This window comes from Haloechinothrix halophila YIM 93223 (assembly GCF_000504245.1).
Classification (GTDB): domain Bacteria; phylum Actinomycetota; class Actinomycetes; order Mycobacteriales; family Pseudonocardiaceae; genus Haloechinothrix_A; species Haloechinothrix_A halophila.
Genome location: NZ_KI632509.1, coordinates 1,396,639 through 1,418,016, shown reverse-complemented (window position 1 = coordinate 1,418,016; position 21,378 = coordinate 1,396,639). Strand labels below are relative to the sequence as shown.

The following is a 21,378-nucleotide window of genomic DNA, read 5'->3' as shown; positions in this document are numbered from 1 at the left end:
GTGTCACCCAGTACAACGACGCAGAACGAAAACAGGTTCTACTTTTTTGGCTCAGCCGAGGGCATCCCAGTACGTCCCATCGAGCAGTGCCTCGATCGAGCTCCGGTCGTAGAGCACGTCATCAGGATCCGCCGGCTGTTCCCGCTCCCCGAGGCGCACCTGCCGCTGCGCCATCCGCGCCATGACGATCGCGTTCCGGAGCGCCGCATAGGTGACGTAAAAGCGCAGGTCACGTACCTGGTATCCGGTCACGGCCTGGTACGCGGCCGTGACGGCCTCCGGACGCAGGAAGCCAGGCAGCCCGTCGAGACCCGCCATGGCCGCGAGGTCCTCGAAGAACCGGTGGTGGTAGATCAGCCACCCGATGTCGAGTTCGCGCGGCCCGAGCGCGGCCATCTCCCAATCGAGCACGCCAACCGGCTGGAAGTCGCGGTAGATGATATTGCCGATCCTGGCATCGCCCCAGCTGAGAACGGCGGGACCTTCTTCGGCGGGCCAATGCTCCGTGAGCCAGTCGAAACCGCGTTCAATCAGCGGGTGCCGCCGTTCCCGCGATACCCAGCGGTAGTAATCCCGCTGTTCGGCGACATGCCGCCGCAGCGGCGTCAGTTCATCGCGATCGGCATCGAGCAACGCGACGTCGTCGTCGGTCAGCTCGATGTCGTGGATGCCAGCGATCGCCACGATGGTGCTGTGCTGCAACCGCGCCCTGTCTGCCTGGTCCGCTTCGGCGAGCCAGCCGCCGAAGTTGTACGGCATGACATCTGGCGGAATGTCGCCATCGATGTGCGCCATCACGAACAGCGGTGAACCGGCTGCCACACCGTCGGTGTCACACCACAGCGGCTCAGGCACCGGCACATCGGAGCGTTCGGCGACCAGGCACATGATCTGAAACTGCCGTGCGAGGTCGTAGTGCGGAAACACCGGCACGGCATCCGGCTGCGGTGCGATCCGCGCCACGCATCGCCGTGCGCCGTGTGTCGCTGTCGTGAGCTCGAACATCACGGTGTCGCTTGACATGCCGTTGCCGCCAGGCGCGGCAACCGGCCCGACGATGGGCTCGGCGTCGGCTGGCAGCAGGGCACGCAGCCAATCCTGCAGGCCCTGCCGCAGTTCGTCGTAGCCCCTGGTCGCGATGCGTAACGGACCGGTCATGGCTCAGCCGATCGGTAGTGCGACCGACTTGTACTCGACGTAGGGTTCGATGCCCTCCGGCCCGAACTCACGCCCGATACCACTTGCCTTGAACCCGCCGAACGGAGCGGCGAAGTCCATCAGGTACTGGTTGATACCCAATGTCCCGGTGCGCACCTGCCTCGCGACATCGAGCCCGTGCTCCACATCGGACGTCCACACCGAACCGGCGAGACCGTACTCGGAATCGTTCGCGATGCGTACCGCGTCCGCCTCGTCGTCATACGGGATCACGGTGAGTACCGGACCGAAGATCTCCTCCCGCGCGATGCGCATGCCGTTGTCCACATCGGCGAACACCGTCGGCTGGATGTACCAGCCGGTGTCCAGCCCGGCAGGCATCTCGCTGCCGCCGATGACCAGCCGCGCACCTTCCGCCGTGCCGATCCCGATGTAGTCACGGATCCGCTCCTGCTGCCGCTTGGCGACCATCGGGCCGATGTAATTCTCGACGTTCATCGGGTCACCGACGGTCAGCCCGCCCACCATGGCCGCCAGCGCGTCGACCACCTCGTCGTAACGCTTCCGCGACGCGAGAATGCGGGTCTGGGCGATACAGGCCTGCCCGCTGTTGAGCAGCGAGGCCATCTGCAGTTGCTGCACGGTCTGGCCGAGGTCGGCGTCGTCGAGAATCACCGCGGCGGACTTGCCGCCGAGTTCCAGCGTCACCCGCCGCAGGTCCTGACCGCACAGCGCGGCGATCCGCCGCCCAGCCGCGGTTGATCCAGTGAACGCGATCTTGTCCACATCCGGGTGAGTGACCAGATGCTCGCCGACCTCACGACCGGCGGGCACCACGCTCACGACGCCTTCCGGCAGCCCGGCCTCGGCCACGATCTCGGCGAGCACGAGCGCCGACAGCGGTGCCTCTGGTGGCGGCTTGAGCACCACGGTGCACCCGGCGAGCAGCGCGGGAACGAGCTTGGCCATGGTCACGAAATGCGGCACGTTCCACGGCGTGATGACGCCGACGACGCCGACCGGTTCGCGGCGCACGACGACCTCGCCACCGAACGAGCCGGTCCTGCGCTCCTCCCACGCGATCTGCTCGCCGATGTTGAGGAACTCGCCCAGCGCCATCGATGTCGCGCCCACCTGCCCGACCTGGGAGAACCACAGCGGTGAGCCCATCTCGGTGCTGAACAGCTCCGCCAGCTCGGCCTGCCGCGCGTTGTAGGCGTCGGCGAACCGACGCAACGCGGCGAGGCGATCCTCGGGTGCGGTGTTCGGCCAGTCACCGTGGTCGAACGCGCGCCGTGCCGCCTCGACCGCACGGTCGACGTCCGCGGTCGTCGCTTCCGGCGTGCGGCCGACCAGTTGCTCGGAGTGCGGCGAGATCACCTCGATCTGCCGCTCGGTTTCCGGGGCGACCCAGCTGCCCCCGATGTAGAGCTCCTTGTACTCTCGCATGCTCGTGCTCCTCACTCCGGCGGCTTGCTCAGCCGATTTGGTTCAGGGGACTCACTCAGGCGACGTCGTCCCATCCGGTGAAGCCGGACGGTTCGTGCGGACCGAAACAGGCGAACTCGAACAGCCCCCAGCCGAGCCGTCCTTCGCAGCGCGCACGCGCCAGGTTGTCGATGACGCTGAAGTACGCAGCCCGCTTCGCGGCGTCGCTGACGTCGTGCCTGCGGCCCTGCACCTCCAGTTCGCCGAGATACATGCCGTGCCGCCAGTCATCGGTGCCGTATCCGGCGCCCGCGCCGAGCGCGACCGGCAGCACGGTCTCGACCTCGAGCTTCGGGCCGTCGGCGAAGTCGAGTACGGCCGTGGCGACCTCACGCGTGCCAGGGGTGAAGGTCAGCGCGACCTCGGGGCGCCCGAGCGGTTCCGGCTCCTTGCCGCTGCCTTCCGGCCACACCCGCACGGCTTCCTCGAGCGAGCGACGGCCGCGACCGTCCTCCTGCAGGATGGTGATGATGCTGAAGTCGTCGAACCGGAAGGGCGCGTACAACCAGTAGAACGACGAGGGTGGCTGCGCCGCGGCGTAACCGGCTGGCTCCGGCTCACCGACGGGGCGAATACCCCAGGACCGGTCGCGCGTTCCCTGCCAGACATCAGGGGTGACGTCGTAGTCGGTGCCCGCGACGGTGAGCGTGCCTGACCAGTCGCCGGTCTGCGCCATGCGACTGGAGTCGATGATCGCGCGGCCCTGCGGCTGGCGCAGCACATGCCTCGGTTCCAGTACGGCGGGAACGGCCCCGGTGAAGGTGAGGTCGAATGCCAGGTCGTGCTCGGTCGGCTCCAGCACCACCCGCAGCTTGCGCAGTCCTTCGAGCACCTCGATCCGGAACGGGCCGACGGTGGTGTCCATCCGGTCGGAACCGAGCTCCCGGGAAGCGCGCACGGCGATCTGCTCGTCACCCGTGCGCACCGTCGCGAACGCGTCCGACACCCCGAGGTTGGGGTACTGCCCCATCCCGATGACACAGAACAGCTCGGGCGAGCTGGCGTGACAGTTGAAGTAGTAGCGGTCGTAGAAGTTGCGATCGGTCGTCGCTACCTGACGCACCGGCTGGGCGACCTGATGTATCGGGTAGTCGTCAAGAGGTGACAGCACCAGCACGCTCCTTCCTGTCGTGAGTGCTGATCAGAGTTAGAACTCCCATGAGCACTCACGACTCAGTCAGCGGGTCTTGTCCAACCGGTCCAGCGCCCGCTCGTACTCGGCGACCAGTTCACTCATCAGCTCGGCCACCGGGCGGACGGCGTTCATCCTGCCGACGATCTGGCCGACCGGCATCGCGACGACGCTCGGATCCTTAGCGGCGGCGATGCGCTGGTGCGCCTCGGCGACCAGCAGGTTCTGCAACGGCATCGGCAACGGGTCCGGCGCGTCCGGCTGCGCCCACGACTCGGTCCAGCGGGTCTTGAGCAGCCGCGCCGGTTTGCCGGAGAAGATCCGGGTACGCACGGTGTCCGACGAGCTGGCGGCGACGAGGGCGTCCTGCACCGTGCCCGACTCGCGCATGGTCTCCAGGTACTCGCTGGTGGTCAGCCAATACGAGCCCATCCACGCGCCGGTCGCGCCAAGCGCCAGCGCCGCGGCGACCTGCCTGCCGGACCCGATGCCACCGGCGGCGAGCACCGGCGCGCGGTCACCGACCGCGTCGACCACCTCGGGCAGCAGCACCATGGACGCGATCTCGCCGGTATGCCCGCCTGCCTCGTAGCCCTGCGCGATGACGATGTCGACGCCGTTGTCCACGTGACTGACGGCATGCTCCGCCTTGCCAGCCAGCGCGGCGACCTTGACGCCGTGGCCGTTGGCCTGCTCGATGACGTCGTTGGGCGGTGACCCGAGCGCGTTGGCGATCAGGGAGATCGGGTGCTTCAGCGCGACGTCCACATGGGACCGCGCCACCGAGTGCAGCCAGCCGAGCACCCCGGCGCCATCGTTGCTCTCGGCCTTCTCGGGCACGCCGAGTTCCCGCAGCGTCCGCTCGACGAACGCCCGGTGCTCCTCGGGGATGTGCTTCGAGAGGTCACCGACGCTGCCCTCGTCGGGCACCTTCGACGGCATGACGATGTCGACGCCGTACGGCTTGCCGCCGGTGTTGGCATCCATCCAGTCCAGCGTGGCGTCCAGGTCGGCGGCGTCGTTGAACCGGACGCAGCCGAGCACGCCGAGCCCACCGGCGCGCGATACGGCGGCCGCGACGTGCTCGGACGGGGTGAACGCGACGATCGGGTACTCGATCCCGAGCGTGTCACACAGCTCTGTGCGCAATGGGGCTCCTTTAGCGGGTGACGGCGAGCGCGCTGTCGGCGTGCTCCTCGGCGTAGGACTTCGCCCACGGGTAGTCGGGCTTGCCACTTGGCTGGCGGCGGATCTCGGGCACGATCCAGTAGCTGCGTGGCACCTTGTACCCAGCGACCTTGGTGCGCACGTGCGCATCAAGCGCGGCGGTGTCGAGCGAGACACCGGGTTGCGGCTGCACCAGCGCCGCGACCCGCTCCCCGTAGCGCTCGTCCGGCACGCCAACGACCAGCGCGTCGTAGACGTCGGGGTGCGACTTCAGCGCGCCCTCGACCTCCTCGGGGAACACCTTCTCGCCGCCGGTGTTGACGCACTGCGAGCCCCTGCCGAGCAGGGTCACCGACCCGTCGTCCTCGTAGCGGCCGTAGTCGCCGGGGATGACGTAGCGCTTGCCGTCGATCTCGGCGAAGATCGACTTGGATTTCTCTGGGTCCTTGTAGTAGCCAAGCGGAACGTGCCCGCCACGCGCGATCAGCCCGACCGCGCCGGGGGTCGGCTCGATGAGCTTGCCCGCCTCGTCGATCAGCACCGCCTGCTTGGTGAAGTTCACTCTCGGGCCCTGCGAGTGGTCGGCATCCTTGGTGATCATGCTGATCCCGGTGAAGCCGCTCTCCGAGGAGCCGATGGCGTCGGTGAGCACGGCGTTGGGGAAGGTCTCGAGGTAGGCCTGCTTGACCGACTGTGAGAACAGCGCGGCGTGGCTCGAGAACGCGACGGCCGAGGAGGCGTCGTAGTCACCCTCCTGGTACGCCTTCAGCATCGGCCTGGCCATCGCGTCGCCGACGAAGGTGAGCACCTGCACCCGGTGCTTTTCGATCGCCCGCCACACCTCGTGCGGGTCGAACTGCGATACGAGGACGGCGGTGCCACCCGCGAACAGCGCACCGAACACGGCCCACTGTGCCGCGCCGTGGATGAGCGGCGAAATGGTCATCCTGACCAGGCCGGGGCTCTCCTTGGCCTGCTCGGCCATGGTCCACTCGTCCGGCACGTATTCACCAGTCATGAAGTCGATGCCGCCGCCGAGCACGCGCCAGACGTCCTCGTGCCGCCACATCACACCCTTCGGATAGCCGGTGGTGCCGCCGGTGTAGAGGATGTAGAGGTCGTCGGCACTGCGCTCGCCGAAGTCGCGTTCCGGCGACTGTGCCGCCAGCGCCGCCTCGTACTCGACGCCACCGTAGGACTCGTAGTCGGCACCAGAGTCATCGTCGACGACCACCACGTGGCGCAGCTTGGGTGCCGATGGCAGCACCTCGGCGACGGTCGACGCATACTGGCGCTCGTGCACCAGCGCGACGAGGTCGGCGTTGTCGAACAGGTATCGCAGCTCCTCGGCCACGTACCGGTAGTTCACGTTGATCGCGACGGCGCGGAGCTTGTACGCCGCGAACATCGCCTCGATCGTCTCGATGGAGTTGCGGGAGTAGATCCCGATGTGGTCGCCCTCGCCAACCCCGGCTGCTGCGAGGTGGTGGGCCAGGCGGTTGGCGCGCTGGTCGAGTTCGACGTAGCTCACCTGCCGATCGCCGCAGATCACGGCGGTGCGCTCAGCAACGGCGTCGACCGTGTGCTCAATGAGATCAGCGATGTTCAGTGCCATTGCTCTAAATTAGAACATGTTATCGTTATGAGCAATGGTCAAAACTGGCTCCAGTGGTATCGAGCCGACCACAGAGCGTGAAACATGTACCAATCCCGAGCGCATTCATGTCCGCGCCAACTACGGAAGAGGTTTCCATGACGTCGACCGCAGCCGCCGATCACGACAACGACACCGCACCCCACGCGCTGGTTGAACAGCGTGGGGGCACGCTGATCGTGACCATGAACCGGCCACACGCCCGCAACGCCATCAGCGCCGAGATGATCGAGATCATGCTGGGGGCGTGGGAGCAGGTCGACTCCGACCCGTCGATCCGTTGCTGTGTGCTTACCGGCGCGGGTGGCTCCTTCTGCGCGGGCGCGGACCTGAAGAACATGAGCCGCAACGACCCCGGCAAGGCGATGTCCGGCAACGGCTGGGATCCCGCGCGCATCCCGGGACTGCTCAAGGGGCGTCGGCTGAGCAAGCCGTTGATCGCGGCTGTCGAAGGCCCGGCGATCGCGGGCGGCACCGAGATCCTGCAAGCCACCGACATCCGCGTGGCGGGCGAGAGCGCGAAGTTCGGCATCTCCGAGGTGAAGTGGGGCCTGTTCCCAATGGGCGGCTCCGCGGTGCGACTGCCACGGCAGATCCCGTACACCGTCGCCGCCGACCTGCTGCTGACCGGACGCCACATCACCGCCGCCGAGGCGAAAGAGATCGGCCTGATCGGCCACGTCGAGCCGGACGGCACCGCACTGGACAAGGCGCTGGCGATCGCGGACCAGATCGCGGCGAACGGCCCGCTCGCGGTACAGGCGGTGCTGCGCACCATGCGCGAGACCGAGGGCATGGCAGAGGAGGACGCGTTCGCCATCGAGGCGCCGATCGGCCTGTCGGTGTTCACCAGCGCCGACGCCAAGGAAGGCCCGCGCGCCTTCGCCGAGAAGCGCACCCCGCAGTTCGAAGGACGGTGATTAGAACGTGTTCTATTTAACTACCGCCGCCCCAGCGGCAATACTTGCCGGACATATCGAGAACATGTTTCACTCGCATCGTGACTACTGAAGCGCCGCCGCTGTCGGAACCTCTTGAGATCCACTTCGACTACACCCGCTCGCTCGGGCCGGTACTCGGACGGTTCATGACCGGCCTCGCCCAGCGCCGCATCGAGGGCGTCACCGGGTCGGACGGCCGGGTGCACGTGCCGCCGGTCGAGTACGACCCGGTCACCGCGGCCCCGCTGAGCGAGTTCGTCGAGGTGGACCAGGAGGGCACGGTACTGACGTGGTCGTGGTGCGCCGAGCCGGTAGCGGGCCAGCCGATCCAGCGGCCGTTCGCCTGGGCGCTGATCCGGCTGGACGGCGCGGACACCGCGCTGCTGCACGCCGTCGACGTCGAGGCGCCCGACGCGATCCACACGGGCATGCGGGTTCGGGTGCGCTGGACCGACGAGCCGGTCGGGCACATCCGCGACATCGCGTACTTCGTGCCCGCTGACGCGCCGGACGACCAGCCACCACCGCCGACGTCGCCCGCTCCGCCAGCCGCTGAACGCGCCGATGGCACCTCGGTGGACACCATGATCACGCCGATCAAGCTCGGCTACGACCACACGGTGTCGCCAGAGGAAAGCCGCTACTTGCGGGCGCTGGGCGAGGGCAAGTTGATCGGGCAGCGTTGTCCGAAGTGCGAGAAGGTCTACCTGCCGCCGCGCGGCGCGTGCCCCACCGACGGCGTGCCGACGACGACCGAGGTGGAGCTGCCCGACACCGGCATCGTGACGACGTTCTGCATCGTCAACGTGCCGTTCCTCGGCCAGCAGATCACCCCGCCCTACGTCGTGGCCTACATCTTGCTCGACGGCGCCGACATCGCGTTCCTGCACCTGGTGCGCGGCTGCGAGGCCGACGAGGTGCGGATGGGCATGCGAGTGCGGGCGCAGTGGCGGCCGCGCGAGGAGTGGGAGACCAGCATGCGCAACATCGCGCACTTCGAGCCGTCCGGCGAGGCCGACGCCCCGTACGAGTCCTACGCACACCACCTGTGAGGCATCGATGAGTTATAGCGAGACCGGCTCGCGGGGCGGAGCCACAAGGCCCGCCGTCGTCGGGTTCGCGCAGTCGGACTGCGTGCGCCGAACCCAAGGCACCACCAACGGCGTCGAGATGCTGGTACCAACGCTCGCCGAGGCGTTTGAGCAAACCGGACTATCCAAGTCGGACATCGGATTCTGGTGCTCAGGATCGTCGGATTACTTGGCGGGCAGGGCATTCTCGTTCATTTCCGCTGTGGACGCCATCGGCGCCTTCCCGCCGATCAACGAGTCGCATGTGGAGATGGACGCCGCGTGGGCGCTGTACGAGGCGTGGGTGAAGATCCGCACCGGCGAGGTCGACACCGCGCTGGTGTACGGCTTCGGCAAGTCGTCGGCTGGCACGCTGCGGCGGGTGCTGAGCCTGCAAACCGACCCGTACACCGTTGCGCCGCTGTGGCCGGACTCGATCAGCATCGCCGCGCTGCAAGCCAGGCTCGGGCTGGAGTCCGGGCGATGGAGCGAGAAGGACATGGCCGAAGTGGCCGCTCGTAGCCTTGCCGACGCGCGCGACAACCCGCAGGCGCAGCGCTCAGGGGAGGCGTCCGTCGCGGATTTGCTTGACGCGCCGCTGACGGCCGATCCGCTGCGGGCGCACGACATCGCGCCGATCACCGACGGCGCTTCGGTGGTCATCCTCGCCGCGGCGGACCGCGCCCGTGACATCGTCTCCCGGCCCGCGCTGATCACCGGGATCGAGCACCGGGTCGACTCCCCCGTACTCGGCGCGCGGGACCTGACCCGCTCGCCGTCCACCGAAATGGCTGGCGCGTCGCTCGACGTCGGCGACGTCGACGTGGCCGAACTGCACGCGCCGTTCACCCACCAGGAGCTGATCCTGCGGGACGCGCTCGGCCTTGGTGACGGCGTCCGGATCAGCCCGTCCGGCGGCGTGCTGGCAGGCAACCCGATGTTCTCGGCGGGACTGGCCCGTATCGGTGAGGCCGCACGCCGCGTGATGGCGGGCGACGCCGACCGCGCGCTGGCGCACGCGACCAGCGGGCCCGCGCTGCAACAGAACCTCGTCGCCGTGATGGAGGCACAGTCATGAAACAGCGTGCGGCCGTACTCGGCACCGGGCAGACCCACCACGCCGCCAAGCGCACCGACGTATCCATGGCAGGCTTGCTGCGGGAGGCGATCGACCGTGCGATGACCGACGCGCGGGTCGGCTGGGACGACATCGACGCCGTGGTCATCGGCAAGGCGCCCGACCTGTTCGAGGGCGTGATGATGCCGGAGCTGTACCTGGCCGACGCACTCGGCGCGACCGGCAAGCCACTGCTGCGGGTGCATACCGCGGGCTCGGTCGGCGGGTCGACGTCGATCGTCGCGGCCAGCCTTGTGCAGTCCGGTGAGCACCGGCGGGTGCTGACCGTGGCCTACGAGAAGCAGTCCGAGTCGAACGCGATGTGGGCGCTGTCCATCCCGATCCCGTTCAACATGCCGGTCGGCGCGGGCGCGGGTGGCTACTTCGCCCCGCACGTCCGCTCGTACATCCGCAGGTCAGGTGCGCCGGAGGCGGTCGGAGCGATGGTCGCGGCCAAGGACCGTCGCAATGGCTCGCTCAATCCGTACGCGCACCTCCAGCAGGCCGACCTCACGGTGGAGCAGGTGCAGGCGTCACAGATGCTGTGGGACCCGATCCGCTACGACGAGACGTGTCCTTCCTCCGACGGCGCGTGCGCGATGGTGATCGGCGACGAGGCATCCGGTGATGCCGCCGCGGACGGCGTGGCGTGGATCCACGCGACGTCGATGCGCACCGAGCCAACGACGTTCGCCGGGCGCGACCAAGTGAACCCGCAGGCAGGTCGGGATGCGGCGACACAGCTGTGGCACGACGCGGGGATCACCGACCCGCTGTCCGAAGTGGACGCTGCGGAGATCTACGTGCCGTTCTCCTGGTTCGAGCCGATGTGGCTGGAGAACCTGGGCTTCATGCCCGAGGGCGAGGGCTGGAAGCTCACGGAATCCGGCGAGACCGCGCTCGATGGCCAGCTTCCGGTGAACCCGTCCGGCGGCGTGCTGTGCACGAACCCGATCGGCGCGTCCGGGATGCTGCGGATGTCCGAGGCTGCGAAGCAGGTGATGGGCAAGGCTGGCGACTACCAGGTCGACGGCGCACGCAAGGCCGTCGGCCACGCCTACGGCGGCGGGTCGCAGTACTTCGCGCTGTGGCTGGTCGGCGCGGAGAAGCCGGAGTAGGGCGGCGGGGCGACGTCGTGTTCCCCGCTCGTGGCGCTCGCAGGCGTCGCCGCGACCTACCGCGCGGTGTTGTTCGCAGAACCCGGCAAATAAGGCATTGTCACGCAACACCGCGCGGGTGGTTGATCGACTTCCGGCGCGTGAGTACCAGCAGCCCGCTGATGTCCAGCGGCCGGCGTCAGCGCAGCGGAGACGACGCGGACGTGTCGCCTATCGCGACACCGCTCCCGTTACGTCCGCGAACCGCTCCGCCACCTGCGCGGCCGTCAGTCCGAAATCCGACAGCGAGTACTGGTGGGACGGCCTCCGGGCGCCCGATCGGCTCTGCTCGTCCACCCGGCGCATCTCCGCCAGGGCGGCATCCGTCAGTGGGAGCCCGAAGTGCCGATAGATGCCCGCCACGGTGCCGACCGGGTCCGCCACGAAGTCGTCGTAGTCGACGTCGCAGAACCGCGCCGGGTCGTGCCGTGCCCTGGCCTCGGCGAACTCCGCCAGCCCGCGTGCCCACAGGTCGAGCTGGGTCCGGCCGATCACTTCGGGGGTGAACGCCGTGGACCAGCCATCGGTCGCCGCGAGCGACAGGCTGCACGTCGAGGCCAGCGTGGTGCTCGGCGGCCGGTGGGTCTGCACGATCAGCGCGTCCGGGTACACCGCGAGCAGCTCGTCCAGCGCGAACAGGTGGCTCGGGTTCTTCAACACCCACCGCTTGTCCGGCTCATCGCGACCGATCAGCCGCAACAACCGCCGGTGCCGCTGGTAGGCATCCGTCCAGTCCTGTTCGGACAACCAGCGCGAGTAGCTTGGCACATACGCGAGGCATTCCTCCGCCACGGACTTCATACTCTGCCGCAACAACCGCCAGCATTCCTCCACCGAGTCCGCTGAGGTGTAATGCAGTCCCATGAAGTCGGGGTTCTCGGCGTGGTGCCGATCGTAGCCCGCCTTGATCCGCTGGTAAACCGGGTTGTCGTCCCACGTCTCACGCGGCGGGCGCGGCTGCGGTACGTCGGTGAGCCACAGTTCCAACCCCTGGTGCGCGGGGTCGGCGGTCAGCAGCCGGTGCAGCGCGGTGGTGCCGGTGCGCGACAGGCCGGTCACGAAGATCGGCCGCTCGATCGGCACGTCGGCGTGGTCCGGGTACTGCTTCCATGCCGCTTCCGCCAGCAGCCGCGCGACCAGCGCACCCCGCAGGGACGCACGGGTGATGCTGTTGCCGAGCGGCGTCAGCCGCGCCTCGCGCTCATACGAGTCGAGCAGTACCCGCAAACCTTCGAGGTAGGAGTCGTCGCCGAAGTCGTCAAGCCCGGTGACCTTGGTGGCCGAGGCGTGCAGGTCCGCGACCGTACCGACGCTGTCTCGCATCTCACTCCTCAGTATCCGACGCTTCGAACCTGCAAGCGGTCAGTATCCGACGCAAGCAGTCCTCAGTGGTGGTATTCGCCGCAGTTGACGTCCAGGCACTGCCCGGTAATCGCCCGCGCCATGTCCGAGGCAAGGAACACCACCGCGTCGGCGATTTCGTCCGGCTCGGGCAGCTTGCGCAGGTCGGTGTTCGCCGCCGTTTCGGTGTAGACGTCTTCAGTGGACACGCCGCGCTTCTTCGCGAGGTAGCCGAAGTACCACTTCAGTGTGTCGGCCCAGATGTAGCCGGGTGCGACCGAGTTGACCCGGATGCCGCGCGGACCAAGCTCGGTGGACAGGCTCTGCGCGAGCGCGAGCAGGCTGGCCTTGGCCATCTTGTAGGCCCCGTACCCGCGCTGCGAATGCCGCAACACCATGGAGTTCACCATCACGACCGAGCCGTTGACATCTGCCAGCGCTGGCGTGAACAGCCGCGTCAGCCGCAGTGCGGCGATCGAACTGGTCTCGAAGCCGGTGCGGACGGCGTCCAGGTCGGCGTCGGCGAGATCACCAAGCGGCGGGATCGCGAAGGCGTTGTTCACCAGGACGTCCACTCGCCCGAACGCCGACACGGCCGCCTCCGCGAGCGTCTCCGCGTCCGACTCCGCGGTGATGTCAGCGGGCACCGTCACCGCACGGCGTCCCAGGGACGACACCTCGTCAGCTACGGCGTCCAGGGTGGCCTTCGTCCGCGCGGCGAGCACGACGTCCGCGCCCGCGTGCGCGGCCCGCACCGCGATCGACCGGCCGAGCCCTGGCCCGACCCCGGACACCACGACGACCTTGTCCCGCAGCATGGTCACCCCAGCATCCGGTCGGCGACGGCGGCCTGCCGCGCGGCGATGCGCTCGGACCATTCCCGTGGGCTGACCCGCTGGTCGGCGTAGTACGGCAGTTTCTCTGGCAGGTCGTCGAATCGCACGATCTCGGACGTCGGCCCGTCGGCCGGCGTGAGATCACGCGTCAGCCGCTGCCAGCGCAGTTGCAGGTAGCCACGGCTGTGACCGGTGCGTTCGACCCAGTTCGCCAGGCCGGGATCGTGCTCGCTCACGACGTAGCGGATCATCCCGTCGGGGTCGACGCGCGCCTGGTCACGAGTGAGGCTGGTCTGGTGGTTGATGTAGTCCAGCGAGATGTACCACATGCTGCCGAGCTGAAAGCCCTGGTACGGCGCGACCTCCTGCTGCGCTGCGGGCACGGTGATCACCATGACCTCGTCGTCGGCGAGGTCGTAGTGGCCGACGGACGAGAACTGCGTGGCCAGCCCGCCCGGCGTGCTGCGCGGCTCAGTCAGCGTGTTCACCGGGAGCTTCAGATAGTGCCACTCGGGGAACGCCAGGAACGTACGTAGCCGCGACAGCAACATCTTTCCCGCGACACGGTACCGCTTGACCAGCGTGTCCTTCGGCACGGGCGGTGGCGCGCCGCCGAGCCGGTCGGCCCGATGGATCCGGATGGTCCCGGAGCGCTCGGCGGACCAGTCACTGTAGACCTCGCGGACCACCAACATCGCTGAACCTGAGCCCAGCGTGAAATAGTTCCGACCGGAACCGGGTCCAAATCGGATCTCGAACCGGCCGTCGGCGTCGATGTCGAATTCCCTGTCATCGAACGCGGTCAGGCTGTCCGGAGAGGACGCTGGACTGTAATCGCCGTTCAGCACCTGGAAACTCAGGTCGGCGGTGCTGCCACGGGTGCCAGTCACCACGTACTCCGCGTCGTCGCGGAGGTACGCGTGGTAGTACAGCGTGTCCGGGTTGTCGAGACCGAGCTTGGTGTACGGGCCGGTGGACGAGACGAAGAACGGGAAGTCTCGCTCGTACGCCCACGCCATCTGCAGCGACGCGCGGATGCTGCCCGCCAGGTAGTCGTAGCCCTCGACGAGGTCCTGCTCGGTGCGCACGTGCGGCGCACTCTCGATGATCTTCTCGGCTTCGGCGATCGCCTCGGCGAAGGGGTCGGTGAGCACCGGTGGCCTCCCTGGCTACGGGGATGCTGCGGACAACACGAATGGGCCGTGATCACGCCTGCGGCTGGGGGACGTCCTCGGACCAACGGTTAGCCAGCAGCTGCAGGCTCGGCATGTCGTCGAACGACACCATCAGCTCGTACGTACGCACGTAACCGATGTGCGAGATCCGCCAGACGCCGTTCTCGCGGCGGTAGCTGTCCTCGTAGTAGGCAGATCCCTTGATCATGACCCGGTGGTCGGGAACGATCACGGTGTCCTCGAAGCACCACGTCCCCGCTGCCGTGTCGCCGTTGATCTCGATCTCCGGCTGGGCACAAAAGTGCACCGTGATGATGTTGCCGCCGAGCGCGTCGCGCATGTACGACACGATCGCGTCGCGCCCCTCGAGCGTCAGCGGCTCACTGGTCGCCTTGGTGCCGTAGTTGGCCGTCGCGTCCTCGGTGAACACCTCGGCGAACTCGTCCCAGCGTTTGAGGTCGAGGGTGCGGGCGTAGCGATACTTCAGCCCGCGGATTTCCTCCAGCGCGACCAGGTCCATACCGGCGGCCTCCAGTGACGTCGGGAACGAGTTACGAGTAGGCGACCCGGTAGTGCTTGATGCCGTTCAGCCAGCCGGAACGCAACCGAGCTGGTTCCTTGAGCTCGCGGATGTTCGGCATGGCGTCCGCGATCGCGTTGAACATCAGGTCGATCTCCAGCCGCGCCAGGTTCGCCCCGATGCAGTAGTGCGTTCCGGTGCCGCCGAAGCCGACGTGCGGGTTCGGGTCGCGGAAGACGTCGAACTCGTACGGGTTGTCGAACGCCTCTTCGTCGAAGTTCGCCGATGCGTAGAACAGCCCGACCCGCTGGCCCTCGCGAATCGGCTGGCCACCGAGTTCGGTGTCCGCCAGCACGGTGCGCTGGAAGGCGCTCACCGGGGTTGCCCAGCGCACGATCTCGTCCGGCGCGGTCCTCGGCCGCTCGGCCTTGTAGCGCTCCCACTGCTCGGGGTGATCGAGGAACGCCTTCATGCCGTGGGTGATGGCGTTACGGGTGGTCTCGTTGCCCGCGACGGCGAGCAGGATGACGAAGAACGCGAACTCCTCCGAGCCGAGCGACTCCCCGTCGATATCGGCGTTGACCAGCTTGGTGACGATGTCGTCGACCGGGCACTTGCGGCGTTCCTCCGCCATGTTCCAGGCGTAGCCCATCAACTCGGTCGATGCGTTGACCGGATCGATGTCGTACTCGGGATCGTCGTAGCCGATCATCTCGTTGGACCAGTCGAAGATCTTGCCTCGATCTTCCTGTGGCACCCCGATCAGCTCGGCGATCGCCTGCAACGGCAGCTCGCACGCCACCTCTTCGACGAAGTCGCCGCTGCCGCGCTTCTTCGCATCGTGCACGATCCGTTCCGCCCGCTCGGTCAGCGTGGCGCGCAGGTTCTCGACGGCCCGTGGCGTGAAGCCCTTGGAGATGATCCGGCGGACCTTGGTGTGCTGCGGCGGGTCCATGTTGATCAGGATCATCCGCTGCATCTCGATCTCATCACGCGTGATCTCGGGGTTGAACCGGATGATCGCGGTGTTTTCCCAGGTGGAGTACACCTCAGGGTGCTTGGAGATCTCCTTGATATCGGCCAGGCGGGAGACCACCCAGTAGCCGCCGTCGTCGTAGCCACTCCGGCCAGGCGGTTGCGGGCACCACCACACCGGCGCCGCCTTGCGCAACGCCGCGAACTCTTCGATCGGGACCCGCTCGGCCCAGACGTCCGGGTCGGTGAAGTCGAAGCCTTCCGGAATGAGCGGAGCTGCCACGGGTTACCTCCTGCGCCACACAGCCTTGTGAAACACGTTCTACCGACGATTGAAGCACAGGTTCGCCACGATGAGAACCCACGAGAACAACCTTTCGCTACTCCCCGACGCGCCAAGATCACCGGCATTACCGCCGTCGACCTGTGGTTGTTGCCGATCCACTGGCACGCGCTATTGCCGAAAAAAAGAACATGTTCTAACTTTGAGTCAGTACTACGACTCTTCAGGAGGAGCCGGTGGGCAACCCAGTCATCGTCGACGCGGCACGCACCCCGATCGGCAAGCGAGGCGGCTGGCTGGCAGGCCTGCACCCCGCCGAGACGCTCGGTGCCGTCCAGCGCGCGCTACTCGACCGCGCCGGAGTCGATGCCGCGCTGGTGGAGCAGGTCATCGGCGGCGCGGTCACACAGGCGGGCGAGCAGGCGGGCAACGTCACCCGCACCGCGTGGCTGCACGCCGGACTGCCCGAGGCGGCTGGCGCAACGACCATCGACGCGCAGTGTGGCTCGGCCCAGCAGGCGACACACTTGATCGCGGGCCTGATCGCCACCGGGGCCATCGACGTCGGCGTGGCCTGCGGCGTCGAGGCGATGAGCCGGGTACCGCTCGGCGCGAACCGGGGCACCGACATCGGCACACCGCGCCCAGCGTCCTGGGACATCGACATGCCGAACCAGTTCGAGGCGGCAGAGCGGATCGCCACCCGGCGGGGCCTGACCCGCTCGGACGTCGACCGGTTCGCGGTGGACTCGCAGCGCAAAGCACTCGCGGCGTGGGAAGAGGGCCGATTCGAGCGGGAGGTCGTCCCGGTCAAGGCGCCGGTGATCAGTGACGGCCAGCTCACCGGGGAGACCCGGCTGGTGCAGCGCGATCAGGGCCCGCGCGAAAGCACACTGGACGGGCTGGCGAAGCTGAAACCGGTACTCGACGGCGGTCTGCACACCGCGGGTAGCTCCTCGCAGGTGTCCGACGGCGCGGCGGCGGTGCTGCTGATGGACGAGGACAAAGCCCGTTCGCTCGGCCTGACGCCGAGGGCGCGGATCATCTCGCAAGCACTGGTCGGCGCGGAACCCTACTACCACCTTGACGGCCCGATCTCGGCGACCGAACGAGTGCTGACCCGCGCGGGCATGAGCATCGGCGACCCGGATCTGTTCGAGGTCAACGAGGCGTTCGCGTCGGTGGTGCTGTCCTGGCAGCGGGTGCATCAGCCCGATCCGGCGAAGGTGAACGTCAACGGCGGCGCGATCGCGCTCGGCCACCCGGTCGGCAGCACCGGCGCGCGACTGCTCACCACCGCGCTGCACGAACTGGAACGCACCGACACCGCCACGGCACTCATCACCATGTGCGCGGGGGGCGCGATGTCCACCGCCACGATCATCGAGCGCGTCTGAGGCACCCGATCGCCGCCGACGACCACCGCGAGGGAGCAACACCATGACATCGCCGAATCCGGAGTCGATCCTGGGTCGCTTCCGGCTCGACGGGCAGGCCGCCATCGTCACCGGCGCGGGTCGCGGCATCGGGGCTGCCACCGCTCTCGCACTGGCCGAGGCGGGGGCGGATGTCGCGCTTTCCGCCCGCACCGAATCGCAGTTGGATGAGATCGCGGGAAAGATCACCGCGTTGGGCCGCAAGGCCGTCGTCGTCCCGGCTGATCTGTCCGATCTGGACGCGGTCGCCGCACTCGCGGACACCGCCCACAATGCACTGGGCAGAGTGGACATCGTGGTGAACAATGTCGGCGGCAGCATGCCGAACGCGTTCCTCACCACCAAGCCGGACGAACTCAAGGACGCCTTCCACTTCAACGTCGCCACCGCGCACACACTGACCCAAGCAGCAGTGCCGAAGATGCTGGAAACCGGCGGCGGTTCGGTCGTCACGGTGTCCTCTGTGGTCGGACGGGTCAGCGGACGCGGCTACCTCGCCTATGGCACTGCCAAGGCGGCGCTCGCGCACTGGAGCAAGCTGGCCGCGCGCGATCTGGCGCCCAAGATCAGGGTCAACGCGATTTCGGTCGGCTCGATCATGACGTCCGCGCTGGACGTCGTCGCGCAGAACGACGAGATCCGCACCGCGATGGAGCAGGCGACACCGCTGCGGCGCATCGGCGAGGTGGAGGACATCGCCGCGGCGATCCTCTACCTCACGTCGCGCGCTGGCGGGTACGTGACCGGCAAGGTGCTCGAGGTCGACGGCGGACTGGAGACACCGAACCTCGACCTCGGCCTCCCCGACTTGGAGTGACACACATGGGCTATCGAGTGGTGCAGTGGAGCACCGGCAACGTCGGACGGCACGCGATCGCGGGCATCGACGCACGAGACGACCTCGACCTGGCGGGGGTGTGGGTGTCCAGCGACGCCAAGGCGGGTAAGGACGCCGGCGAACTGGCTGGGCTCGGCCACTCGCTTGGCGTCGCCGCGACCACCGACGCCGACGCGCTACTGACGTCGCGCCCGGACTGCATCGTGCACACCGCGATGGCCGACCACCGCATCCAGGAGTCCATCGAGGACCTGTGCCGGTTCCTGCGCGCGGGCATCAACGTCGTCTCGTCCGGCCCGGTGTTCTTGCAGTACCCGGAGGGCACCGTGCCAGACGAGATGGTCGAACCGATCCGGCAGGCAGCGACCGAAGGCGGGGCGTCGCTGTGGGTCAACGGCATCGACCCTGGATTCGCCAACGACTGGCTACCGCTGGCCCTGACCGGCATCAGCGAGCGCATCGACGAGGTGCGCTGTCTGGAGATCCTGAACTACGCCACCTATGACAACGCCCAGGTGCTGTTCGACATCATGGGCTTCGGCAAGCCACTGGACGACGTCCCGATGCTGCTGCAGCCGGGTGTGTTGTCGCTCGCGTGGGGCAGCGTCGTGCGGCAGCTCGCCGCGGGGCTGGACGTCACGCTCGACGAGGTCACCGAGCAGGTGGAACGGCTGCCCGCGCCGGAGACGTTCGACATCGCCTCCGGCACCATTCCGGAAGGCACCGCGGCCGCGCTGCGGTTCGAGGTACGCGGCATGCGAGGTGGCCGTCCCGTCGTGGTGCTGGAGCACGTCACCCGGTTGCGGGACGACCTTGGTCCCGACTGGCCGCAGCCCGCCGGACAGGGCTGCTACCGGGTAGTGGTCAGTGGCGAGCCGAACTACACGCTTGACCTGCGGTTACTCGGCACTGATGGCGACCACAACACGGCGGGTCTCAAGGCAACCGCCATGCGGCTGGTCAACGCGATCCCCGCGGTGATCGCCGCGCCACCGGGGCTGTTGACCGCGCTCGACCTTCCGCTCGTGCCGGGGCGAGTTCGCGCCACGTAATCGGCACATCGCACGTTTGGTCCTGTCGCCACGGACCAACCTCCCGCATGCCGACCGGCGCGCTCTGTCGCCAATCGGACGACACTGATCCCTCGGGAGACTTCGCCGGGCATATTGCCCAGCAGACCGGACAAGTCGTTCTATAACCGACGTCGATCTCGCGATTTCCCCGGCGAAGTGCTCCTCGGGGCGCGTGATCGCCTCTGGGACCACGCGCCCCGTCACGTCACGCCCCGTACACGGGCTCCGGCTCCGGAGCCTCGGCGATCAATTCCTCCACCACCGGCCCCAGTTCAGCGGGCTCCCAGCGGGCGCCCTTGTCCCGGCGTGGTCCGTGATGCCAGCCGGTCGCCAGCGACACCTGGCCGCCCTCGACCTCGAACACCCGCCCGGTCACCCCGGCCGACTCGGTGCTGCCCAGCCACACCAACAGCGGCGAGACGTTCTCCGGCGCCATCGCGTCGAACCCACCGTCGGGGGCGGCCATGTCCTCAGCGAACGCATCCTCGGTCATCCTGGTCCGCGCGGCGGGCGCGATGGCATTGACGGTCACGCCGTAGCGCCCGAACTCCGCGGCGGCCACCAGCGTCAGCCCGGTGATACCCGCCTTGGCGGCCGAGTAGTTGCCCTGTCCGATGCTGCCGAGAAGCCCGGCTCCCGAGCTGGTGTTGATCACGCGCGCGTCCGGCTGCCTGCCTGCCTTGCTCTCCGCGCGCCAGTGCGCCGCGGCGTGCCGCATCGGCGCGAAATGCCCCTTGAGGTGCACCCGCATCACCGCGTCCCACTCGTCCTCCGCGAGGTTCACCAGCATCCGGTCGCGCAGGAACCCAGCGTTGTTGACCAGCACGTCCAGCCGCCCGTAGGTGTCGAGCGCGGTGCCGACGAGGCTCGCCGCACCGTCCCAGTCGGCGACGTCGTCCGTGTTGGCCACGGCACGCCCGCCAGCCGCGGTGATCTCGTCGACCACCTGCTGCGCCGGTCCCGCCGACTGGCCCGTGCCGTCGAGCGCGACCCCGACGTCGTTGACGACGACGGCCGCTCCCTCACCCGCGAACGCCAGCGCGTGCGCGCGGCCGATCCCCCTGCCAGCTCCGGTGACGATGACGACCCTGTCCTTGACGATGCCGCTCACGAGTGCTCCTTTCCTCTGAGGACTGCTTGCGGATCCGAAGCATCAGACCCTGAGGACTGCTTGCAGGTCCGAAGCATCAGACCCTGGGTTGTGCCGCGTCGAGGAACGCGGGTCGCTCGCCGCCACCGTGGACGGCGAGTGTGGCTCCGCTGACATAGGACGCGAGCGGGGATGCGAGAAACAGTGCGCACGCGCCAACTTCGCCGGGATCAGCGAGACGTCCCAGTGGGACGGTCGCGCCGACGGCCGCGACACCGTCCGCGTCTCCGTAGTGCAGTTCGGACTGTTCGGTGTGGACCATGCCAACGTCGAGCGCGTTCACTCGCACCTTTGGCGCCCACTCCACGGCGAGGCTGGCCGTGAGGTTGTCCAGCCCTGCCTTGGCGGCTCCGTAGGCCGCGGTGCCCGGTGAGGGCCGGGTGCCGCTGACGCTGCTGACGTTGACGATGGCGCCGCCAGCCCCCTGTTGCATGACCGCGTTGACCCGCTGCGCGACCAGTAGCGGCGCCAGCAGGTTGAGCCCGACGATCTTGTCGTGGAACCGGGGCGAGGCGTCGGCGGCCAGCGCGAACGGCGCGCCACCGGCGTTGTTGACCAGCACGTCGATGCGGCCGTGCTCGGCGACGACGCCGTCCACCATGCGGTCGACCTGCTCGGGTTCCCGCACGTCGCACGAAACGAACTGGGCGTGCTCCAGCGGGGACTCCGGGCGGTTACGGGCGCAGGTCACCACGGTCGCGCCCGCCCGCGCGAATGTCCGCGTGATTCCCGCGCCTACCCCGCGCACTCCGCCGGTGACCAGCACGATCGCGCCGTCGAAGTCCAGCGATACGGCCATCGGCGCACCTTTCCGTCGAGCTCGAACTGCCGGGACTACCGGGAGGCCCGGTGCGGCTGCTACTGTAC

Annotated in this window: 19 protein-coding genes; 7 read left to right on the top strand and 12 right to left on the bottom strand. The window is 68.1% G+C overall.

Annotated elements, in window-relative coordinates; all coding sequences use genetic code 11:
- Window positions 1–51: 51 nt before the first annotated feature.
- The 5 genes from AMYHA_RS06615 to AMYHA_RS06595 all read right to left on the bottom strand — a co-directional run bounded on the left by AMYHA_RS06615 (window position 52) and on the right by AMYHA_RS06595 (window position 6,560).
- Complete coding sequence (locus AMYHA_RS06615; RefSeq protein ID WP_034269047.1) at window positions 52–1,158, bottom strand: phosphotransferase family protein; 1,107 nt, start codon at window positions 1,156–1,158, stop codon at window positions 52–54.
- A gap of 3 nt (window positions 1,159–1,161) precedes the next feature.
- The gene (locus AMYHA_RS06610; protein WP_034269044.1) at window positions 1,162–2,607 is read right to left on the bottom strand and encodes an aldehyde dehydrogenase; all 1,446 of its coding nucleotides are present in this window, start codon (window positions 2,605–2,607) and stop codon (window positions 1,162–1,164) included.
- A gap of 55 nt (window positions 2,608–2,662) precedes the next feature.
- A complete protein-coding gene (locus tag AMYHA_RS06605) occupies window positions 2,663–3,757 on the bottom strand; it encodes a hypothetical protein (RefSeq protein WP_034276136.1) in 1,095 nt (364 codons plus the stop codon).
- A gap of 66 nt (window positions 3,758–3,823) precedes the next feature.
- A complete protein-coding gene (locus AMYHA_RS06600) occupies window positions 3,824–4,927 on the bottom strand; it encodes an NAD(P)H-dependent flavin oxidoreductase (RefSeq protein ID WP_034269042.1) in 1,104 nt (367 codons plus the stop codon).
- A gap of 10 nt (window positions 4,928–4,937) precedes the next feature.
- Window positions 4,938–6,560 carry an acyl-CoA synthetase gene (locus tag AMYHA_RS06595; RefSeq protein WP_034269040.1) on the bottom strand — a complete coding sequence of 541 codons (1,623 nt, stop codon included), beginning with the start codon at window positions 6,558–6,560 and terminating at the stop codon, window positions 4,938–4,940.
- A 137-nt stretch (window positions 6,561–6,697) separates the two neighbouring features.
- On the opposite strand from AMYHA_RS06595, the gene AMYHA_RS06590 reads away from it, so the two are divergent.
- From AMYHA_RS06590 to AMYHA_RS06575, 4 genes are all read left to right on the top strand, one after another.
- Window positions 6,698–7,519 carry a crotonase/enoyl-CoA hydratase family protein gene (locus tag AMYHA_RS06590; RefSeq protein WP_051399605.1) on the top strand — a complete coding sequence of 274 codons (822 nt, stop codon included), beginning with the start codon at window positions 6,698–6,700 and terminating at the stop codon, window positions 7,517–7,519.
- Between the two features lie 80 nt (window positions 7,520–7,599).
- Window positions 7,600–8,592, top strand: a complete 993-nt coding sequence (locus AMYHA_RS06585; RefSeq protein WP_034269037.1) for a Zn-ribbon domain-containing OB-fold protein — start codon at window positions 7,600–7,602, stop codon at window positions 8,590–8,592.
- Between the two features lie 7 nt (window positions 8,593–8,599).
- Window positions 8,600–9,688 carry a thiolase domain-containing protein gene (locus AMYHA_RS06580; RefSeq protein ID WP_051399604.1) on the top strand — a complete coding sequence of 363 codons (1,089 nt, stop codon included), beginning with the start codon at window positions 8,600–8,602 and terminating at the stop codon, window positions 9,686–9,688.
- Entirely contained in the window at window positions 9,685–10,845 is a 1,161-nt protein-coding gene (locus tag AMYHA_RS06575) for a thiolase domain-containing protein (RefSeq protein ID WP_034269034.1), read from the top strand. The genes AMYHA_RS06580 and AMYHA_RS06575 overlap by 4 nt, the downstream gene beginning before the upstream one ends.
- A gap of 210 nt (window positions 10,846–11,055) precedes the next feature.
- Here AMYHA_RS06575 and AMYHA_RS06570 read toward each other — a convergent pair whose 3' ends face one another.
- The 5 genes from AMYHA_RS06570 to AMYHA_RS06550 all read right to left on the bottom strand — a co-directional run bounded on the left by AMYHA_RS06570 (window position 11,056) and on the right by AMYHA_RS06550 (window position 16,014).
- Window positions 11,056–12,207 carry a sulfotransferase family protein gene (locus AMYHA_RS06570; protein ID WP_034269032.1) on the bottom strand — a complete coding sequence of 384 codons (1,152 nt, stop codon included), beginning with the start codon at window positions 12,205–12,207 and terminating at the stop codon, window positions 11,056–11,058.
- A gap of 62 nt (window positions 12,208–12,269) precedes the next feature.
- Entirely contained in the window at window positions 12,270–13,043 is a 774-nt protein-coding gene (locus tag AMYHA_RS06565; RefSeq protein ID WP_034276130.1) for an SDR family oxidoreductase, read from the bottom strand.
- A gap of 2 nt (window positions 13,044–13,045) precedes the next feature.
- The gene (locus AMYHA_RS06560; RefSeq protein ID WP_034269029.1) at window positions 13,046–14,215 is read right to left on the bottom strand and encodes a hypothetical protein; all 1,170 of its coding nucleotides are present in this window, start codon (window positions 14,213–14,215) and stop codon (window positions 13,046–13,048) included.
- A gap of 52 nt (window positions 14,216–14,267) precedes the next feature.
- Window positions 14,268–14,756, bottom strand: a complete 489-nt coding sequence (locus tag AMYHA_RS06555; protein ID WP_034269026.1) for a nuclear transport factor 2 family protein — start codon at window positions 14,754–14,756, stop codon at window positions 14,268–14,270.
- Window positions 14,757–14,787: 31 nt separating this feature from the next.
- The gene (locus tag AMYHA_RS06550; RefSeq protein ID WP_034269024.1) at window positions 14,788–16,014 is read right to left on the bottom strand and encodes a cytochrome P450; all 1,227 of its coding nucleotides are present in this window, start codon (window positions 16,012–16,014) and stop codon (window positions 14,788–14,790) included.
- A 236-nt stretch (window positions 16,015–16,250) separates the two neighbouring features.
- Between AMYHA_RS06550 and AMYHA_RS06545 the strand changes: the two genes are divergently transcribed.
- The 3 genes from AMYHA_RS06545 to AMYHA_RS06535 are packed head-to-tail and all read left to right on the top strand — an operon-like array spanning window position 16,251 to window position 19,340.
- Window positions 16,251–17,411, top strand: a complete 1,161-nt coding sequence (locus AMYHA_RS06545; RefSeq protein ID WP_034269021.1) for a steroid 3-ketoacyl-CoA thiolase — start codon at window positions 16,251–16,253, stop codon at window positions 17,409–17,411.
- 43 nt (window positions 17,412–17,454) lie between these two features.
- Window positions 17,455–18,267 carry an SDR family oxidoreductase gene (locus AMYHA_RS06540; protein WP_034269018.1) on the top strand — a complete coding sequence of 271 codons (813 nt, stop codon included), beginning with the start codon at window positions 17,455–17,457 and terminating at the stop codon, window positions 18,265–18,267.
- A 5-nt stretch (window positions 18,268–18,272) separates the two neighbouring features.
- A complete protein-coding gene (locus AMYHA_RS06535) occupies window positions 18,273–19,340 on the top strand; it encodes an NAD(P)H-dependent amine dehydrogenase family protein (RefSeq protein ID WP_034269015.1) in 1,068 nt (355 codons plus the stop codon).
- A 226-nt stretch (window positions 19,341–19,566) separates the two neighbouring features.
- On the opposite strand, the gene AMYHA_RS06530 is transcribed toward AMYHA_RS06535, so the two are convergent.
- Both AMYHA_RS06530 and AMYHA_RS06525 read right to left on the bottom strand, forming a co-directional pair.
- Entirely contained in the window at window positions 19,567–20,472 is a 906-nt protein-coding gene (locus tag AMYHA_RS06530; RefSeq protein ID WP_034269013.1) for an SDR family oxidoreductase, read from the bottom strand.
- A gap of 76 nt (window positions 20,473–20,548) precedes the next feature.
- Window positions 20,549–21,310, bottom strand: a complete 762-nt coding sequence (locus AMYHA_RS06525) for an SDR family oxidoreductase (protein WP_034269011.1) — start codon at window positions 21,308–21,310, stop codon at window positions 20,549–20,551.
- Between the last annotated feature and the right edge of the window lie 68 nt (window positions 21,311–21,378).